General features: G+C 60.0%; 4 protein-coding genes. 3 read left to right on the top strand and 1 reads right to left on the bottom strand.

Annotated features, from left to right (window positions below):
• Positions 1 to 333 precede the first annotated feature (333 nt).
• From DBR24_RS29350 to msrA, 3 genes are all read left to right on the top strand, one after another.
• Positions 334 to 1,731, top strand: a complete 1,398-nt coding sequence (locus tag DBR24_RS29350; protein WP_128616453.1) for an alkaline phosphatase D family protein — start codon at positions 334 to 336, stop codon at positions 1,729 to 1,731.
• A gap of 254 nt (positions 1,732 to 1,985) precedes the next feature.
• Positions 1,986 to 4,682, top strand: coding sequence for a bifunctional diguanylate cyclase/phosphodiesterase (locus DBR24_RS29345; protein WP_128616446.1), 2,697 nt, complete (start codon positions 1,986 to 1,988; stop codon positions 4,680 to 4,682).
• A gap of 145 nt (positions 4,683 to 4,827) precedes the next feature.
• A complete protein-coding gene (gene msrA, locus DBR24_RS29340) occupies positions 4,828 to 5,478 on the top strand; it encodes a peptide-methionine (S)-S-oxide reductase MsrA (protein ID WP_128616445.1) in 651 nt (216 codons plus the stop codon).
• Positions 5,479 to 5,548: 70 nt separating this feature from the next.
• On the opposite strand, the gene DBR24_RS29335 is transcribed toward msrA, so the two are convergent.
• Positions 5,549 to 6,349: 23S rRNA (adenine(2030)-N(6))-methyltransferase RlmJ (locus DBR24_RS29335; RefSeq protein ID WP_146189147.1), on the bottom strand; the 801-nt coding region annotated here is incomplete at its 5' end.

Genomic DNA, 6,349 nt, shown 5'->3' with positions numbered 1-6,349 from the left:
GCTTCACCCAGCGTCTGGGCAGCCTGCTGGGCGACATCCGCACCATCCTGCTGTAACCGAACAGGCCCTCCGACAACGGAGGGCCTGTTGCGTCACCCTTTCGAGCGCCACACGCTCGTACCTCAACCCCGTCAGTTTGACGGGGCTTTTTTTTGCCTGGCGAAAGCCACCCTCAAGATTTTTCCCACGAGTTGTACTGATATCAGCTACGACCCGAGTCCACTTCGTGCCGATATTTTTATGCGCCAGATAACTAATCTTGGCACTGCAAAGCCAACTAACGCGCTTTGCCTTATTTATTCTTATCAAGCATTTATTCGAATGGACTCATTCATGTTCAAACCCACTATCGGCCCGATCATCGGCCACGTCACAACTAACCATGCGCGCATCTTTATTCGCGGCGAGCATCAAAACAATGCAACCGTATTTGCGGCAGTTCGTTATCGCGCTGTCGATTCCCAACAATGGTCAAGCGTGACTTTCGCCAGACTAAGCGAATTACGTGACATGTCAGAAGTACTGACACTCAACAACTTGAATGCGGATACCGAGTACGAATACCAGGCCATGTGGTTCAGCCCGATGAATCCGGTACACACCGTCGACAGCGTGGCGGAGTTGCCCCTGCAATGGCCACGTGAGAGCTATCGCTTCCGCACGCGCTCCGCCCAGGCCTTGCAGCCCAGAGCCTACATCATCGGCTCCTGTCGCTACTTGCGCATGACCGCCGGCATCGCTTCGCTGCCGCAGTTGGGCGACCGGATCTTTGCGTCCATCAACCAGTTGATCGAAGGTGCGCAACCGCCGGTCAGTGCCACACTCATGACCGGAGACCAGATCTATGTCGATGATCTGAACCTGATCGCCCCCGACCGGGAATATAAAGACATCCTTCTCAAGTACCGCGCCGCATTCTCGCAACCGCATATACAACGGCTGATGTCTGGAACGTCGACTTACATGATGCTCGACGACCATGAAATCGAAGATAACTGGCCGGCGAACGCCGGAAAGTCTGACCATGAGTTATACCGCAACGCCATGGCTGCCTATGAGTTGTATCAAGCCAGTCACAGCCCGGCACATTCACTGACAACTAACGGTGAAGTTGACCGCTCGAAACTTGATCATTACTGGTATCAATTCAGTGACGGCGATATTGAATGGTTCGTGACCGACAGCCGCACTCGCCGCAACTTGTCGGCCGATAATCGCCGTATCCTGGATGAGGCGCAGGAACAGGCGTTGCTCACGTGGCTGGTCAAGAGCCCGGCACGGGTCAAGTTCGTGGTCACCAGCGTGATGTTCTACCCGGATCGCAAACGGCATGGCGACGATGCCTGGAAAGCCTTCCCGGAACAGCGGCTGCGGCTGCTGGAAACCATCCGCACCCAGCGCATCAGAAATGTCGTGTTTGTTTCCGGCGATGTGCATGGATCGCTGACTGCACGCCTGAGCCACAGCGAAGACGCTGACTTCGAAGTGCACACCATCGTTTCCTCGCCACTGTGCAACAGCAAGCTGCTGCCCTATGCCAAAGCCTCCACCTTCATCCTCGATCAGCCGCTGGTGCGCACGGCAGCGGGCGATTATCGGCATGAGCTGACCAGTGCGGTGGTCAGCGAGGACAACTTCGCCCATGTCGTGGTCGAGACTGATCATATTTTGATCAATTACCATGATCGGGATGGCAAGAAGCTGCAATCCGTCAGGATCAAACTGCGTTGAAATCGAAAAAGATCGCCGCCTGCGGCAGCGCCTGTATGGGTAGGCGTCCCCTGTAGGCGCTGCTGCAGGCGGCGATCCTTTGCTCTTTTACAAGAGGCGCTGGAGAAATGCCTCGCGCGGCCGACACATTCTTATAGCACTTGGCCTTCATCTCTCTTGTCAGTCAGTGCCGCAATGATGCAACCTTGCCGCAGGCAACAGTTAAGAGGGCGAGAGCCCGGCGCGTTCAGCATATTTCCAAGCGAGTTCCCTTCATGAAGAGCCAACCCGATGCCGCCAGCCGTATGGCGGCCGAGGTAGTGACGCAGTTGCCTGTGCCCTCGCGGCTCGGCATGCTGCGTTTCGAGCGCTTGAATGAAGCCAGTTGGGCGATGCTGTTTCTCGACCCCAACTGCGAGCGCCAGTTCGGTCAACCGGCCGTTGAACTGTGTGCTCTGGTCGGCTCGCCGTACGCCAGCCTGATGGAACCCGAAGCGCGCTATCAGTTGCATGACACCATCCAGCAGCAGCTCGGCACCAGCCCGCACTATCTGGTGCGCTACACCCTGCACACCGCCGCCGGCACGCTGAGCGTCCTGGAATTGGGTGAAGCCTATAAACAACACAATCGGCACCTGCTGCGCGGCTATCTGCTGGCAGTCGACGATGTGTTCGACGAAGCGTCATCACTGCCCTCGGTCGACCTCGAAACCCAGAACTCTCGCCTGCAGATCGCCCTGGAACTGAACCAGCGCGCCCAGCAGGAGCAACTGCAGCACCTCGAACGCGTGCGCGCCCAGCAAGACCTGATTCTGCTGCTCGCCCGCCAGCGCTACAGTTCGCACAATTCGTTGCAGGAAGCCGCCGAGCTGATCACCCGCTGCGCCTGCGACATCTACGAGATCGACTGCGCCAGCCTGTGGAACCTCGAAGGCCAGCAACTGGTGCCGATTTCGGCCTACCACCGCGCGACCCAGGAATACATTCTCCCGGATGTGATCGACGTCAGCAGCTTCCCCGACTACATGGAAGCGCTGCACAGCAGCCGCGCCATCGACGCCCATAACGCGATGCGTGATCCGCGCACCCGCGAGATGGCCGAAGCCCTGCGCCCGCGCGACGTCAACGCCATGCTCGACGCGAGCATCCGCGTCGATGGCCAGGTGGTTGGCGTGCTGTGCCTGGAACAGACCGGCGTCACCCGCGCCTGGCAGTCCGACGAAATTGCGTTTGCCGGTGAGCTGGCCGACCAGTTCGCCCAGGTCATCAACAACCACAACCGCCGCACCGCCACCAGCGCCCTGCACCTGTTCCAGCGTGCCGTGGAGCAAAGCGCCAACGCCTTTCTGCTGGTCAACTGCGACGGTGTGGTCGAGTACGTCAACCCCAGCTTCACCGCGATCACCCAGTACACCACCGAGGAAGTCCATGGCCAGCGCCTGTCGGAGCTGCCGGCTCTGGAAAACCTCAGCGAACTGCTGTTCGACGCGCCCTCGGCGCTGGCCAAGAGCAACAGCTGGCAGGGCGAATTCAAGAGCCGCCGGAAAAACCTCGAACCGTACTGGGGGCAGCTGTCGATCTCCAAGGTCTACGGCGACAACCGCGAACTGACGCATTACATCGGCATCTACGAAGACATCACCCAGACCAAACTGGCGCAGCAGCGCATCGAACGTCTGGCCTACACCGACAACCTGACCAACCTCGGCAACCGTCCGGCGTTTATCCGCAACCTCGACGAACGCTTCGCCCGGGACAGCGATACGCCGATCAGCCTGTTGCTGGTGGACATCGACAACTTCAAGCGGATCAACGACAGCCTCGGGCACCAGACCGGCGACAAACTGTTGATCAGCCTCGCCCGGCGCCTGCGCAACAGCCTGAGCCCGAGCGGCAGCCTCGCCCGTTTCGCCAGTAACGAATTCGCCGTACTGCTCGACAACACCGATCTTGAGGCCGGCCAACAAATCGCCAGCCAGTTGCTGATGACCCTCGACAAACCGATGTTCGTCGACAACCAGTTGATCAGCGTCACCGGCTCCGTCGGCCTGGCCTGCGCGCCGCTGCACGGACGCGACCCGCAAACCCTGATGCGCAACGCCGGGCTGGCCCTGCACAAGGCCAAGGCCAACGGCAAACATCAGGTACAGGTTTTCACCGAAGCACTGAACGCCGAGGCCAGTTACAAGCTGTTCGTCGAAAACAACCTCCGCCGCGCCCTGACCCAGAACGAGCTGGACGTGTTCTACCAGCCCAAGCTGTGCCTGCGCAGCGGTCGCCTGCTGGGGATGGAAGCGCTGCTGCGCTGGAATCACCCGGAGCGCGGCATGATCCGCCCGGACCAGTTCATCAGCGTCGCCGAAGAGACCGGTTTGATCATTCCGATCGGCAAGTGGATCGCCCGTCAGGCCTGCCGCATGAGCAAGGCGCTGACCGCCGCGGGCATGGGCAATCTGCAAGTGGCGATCAACCTGTCACCGAAACAGTTCTCCGATCCGGATCTGGTCGCCTCGATCGCCAACATCCTCAAGGAAGAAGCGCTGCCGGCCAACCTGCTGGAGCTGGAGCTGACCGAAGGCCTGCTGCTGGAAGCCACCGAAGACACGCACTTGCAGCTTGACCAGCTCAAGCGCCTGGGCCTGACCCTGGCCATGGACGACTTCGGCACCGGTTATTCGTCGCTCAGCTACCTGAAGAAATTCCCGATCGACATCATCAAGATTGATCGCAGCTTCATCCACGAAATCCCGGACAACCAGGACGACATGGAAATCACCTCGGCGGTGATCGCCATGGCCCACAACCTGAAGCTCAAGGTCGTGGCCGAAGGCATCGAGACTGCCGAGCAACTGGCGTTCCTGCGCCGTCATCGCTGCGACGTTGGCCAGGGCTACCTCTTCGACCGGCCGATCCCGGGCAACGAGCTGATCCACGCCCTCAAACGCTACCCGCGCGGCCCGCTCTGCCTTTAATCCTCTACATCTCCCTGTAAGCGCGAGCAGGCGAAGGCCTACAGTGGGGCGAGTACCCGCACATTTTGGGTAGTGATTAACCGGGCATCATTGGGCACACTGGCGGTCTGACTTTTTACATCCAACCTGACTGAGAGGAACGATCATGGTTCTGCGCTCGGAAATTCTGGTGAACAAGAACGTGCTACCGACCAAAGAACAAGCGTTGCCCGGCCGCGAAACCGCGATGACCCTGCCTGAAAAACACTTCGTCTTCGAAGAAACCCCGCTGCTTGGCCCGTTTTTCCAGGACGTCGACTTCGCGATTTTCGGCCTGGGTTGCTTCTGGGGCGCCGAGCGCCGCTTCTGGCAGCGTGAAGGCGTGGTCAGCACGGTCGTGGGTTATGCCGGCGGTTTCACGCCGAACCCGACCTACGAAGAAGTCTGCTCGGGCCTGACCGGCCACGCCGAAGTGGTGCTGGTGGTGTATGACAAGGCCAAAGTCAGCTACGAAGAGCTGCTGGCAATGTTCTGGGAGCTGCATAACCCGACGCAGGGCATGCGTCAGGGCAACGACATCGGCACCCAGTACCGCTCGGTGATCTACGCGACCTCGCCTGAGCATCTGGATGCGGCACTGAAGAGCAAAGCGGTGTATCAGGCTGAACTGTCGAAGGCCGGTCTGGGCGAGATCAGCACCGAGATCGAACAGGCGCCAACCGTGTACTTCGCCGAGGCGTATCACCAGCAGTATCTGGCGAAAAACCCTGAGGGTTACTGCGGGATTGGCGGCACCGGTGTGTGCATGCCGAACTAAAGCTGCGAGCTACAAGCATCAAGCTGCAAGCGCGTCGCTCGCTTCAGCTTGTAGCTTGTAGCTGGAAGCTTTACTCCGCTATTAGCCAATCCATCTGCCACCCACCCTGGGTCTGCCCCAGCTTCTTCGACAGCCACGGCAGCAACTCACGCAATTCTTCCTCCAGCCCCCACGGCGGATTGGCAATCGCCATGCCCGAACCGTTCAGGCTGTTCGGCGTATCCAGCGGATGCACCAGCAGTTCCACGCGCAGCAACTTCGGCGCACCGGTACCGGCCAGATCCTGATAGAACCGACGCAACGCACGCTGATCTTTCACCGGATACCAGATCGCCGCCACCGTCTGGCGCATGCGACCAATCGCCTCTTTCAACGACGCCGCGCAGCGCTGCATTTCATCGAGCTGCTCGAACGGCGGATCAATCAACATCACCGCGCGCTTTTCCTGCACCGGCAACATCGCCCGCGCCACATGCCAGCCCTCGCCGAGGTGAACCTTGACCCGGCGATCACCGGCCATGTTGTCCTTGAGCAGCACGCCGTCTTCCGGGTGCTTCTCGTTGAGCATCACCCGATCCTGCGGCCGGGTCAGGCGCCGCGCCAGCTCCGGCGAACCCGGGTAGTAGCGCAACTGGCCATCCGGGTTCATCTCGTGCAGCACCTTCATGTAGTCGGCGGTCAGCGCCGGCAGGTCCGGCTGATCCCACAACCGCGCAATGCCTTCCAGGTATTCGCCGGTGCGATTGGCCTGATCGCCCTGCAAGTCATACAGACCGATGCCGGCGTGCGTGTCGAGATAGGCAAACGGCTGCTCCTTGCGCGACATCAGGGCGATGAGGCGGGTCAAGGTCAGGTGTTTGAACACATCGGC

The organism is Pseudomonas sp. HMWF006, assembly GCF_003061205.1.
GTDB lineage: Bacteria > Pseudomonadota > Gammaproteobacteria > Pseudomonadales > Pseudomonadaceae > Aquipseudomonas > Aquipseudomonas monsensis.
The sequence above is the reverse complement of the archived record's forward strand: the minus strand, read 5'-3'. Positions and strand labels throughout refer to the sequence as shown.

Bases quoted from the DNA above. Each gene is read 5' to 3' on its own strand.
- DBR24_RS29350 (WP_128616453.1), top strand. From the start codon at position 334: ATGTTCAAACCCACTATCGGCCCGATCATCGGCCACGTCACAACTAAC.
- msrA (WP_128616445.1), top strand. From the start codon at position 4,828: ATGGTTCTGCGCTCGGAAATTCTGGTGAACAAGAACGTGCTACCGACC.
- DBR24_RS29345 (WP_128616446.1), top strand. From the start codon at position 1,986: ATGAAGAGCCAACCCGATGCCGCCAGCCGTATGGCGGCCGAGGTAGTG.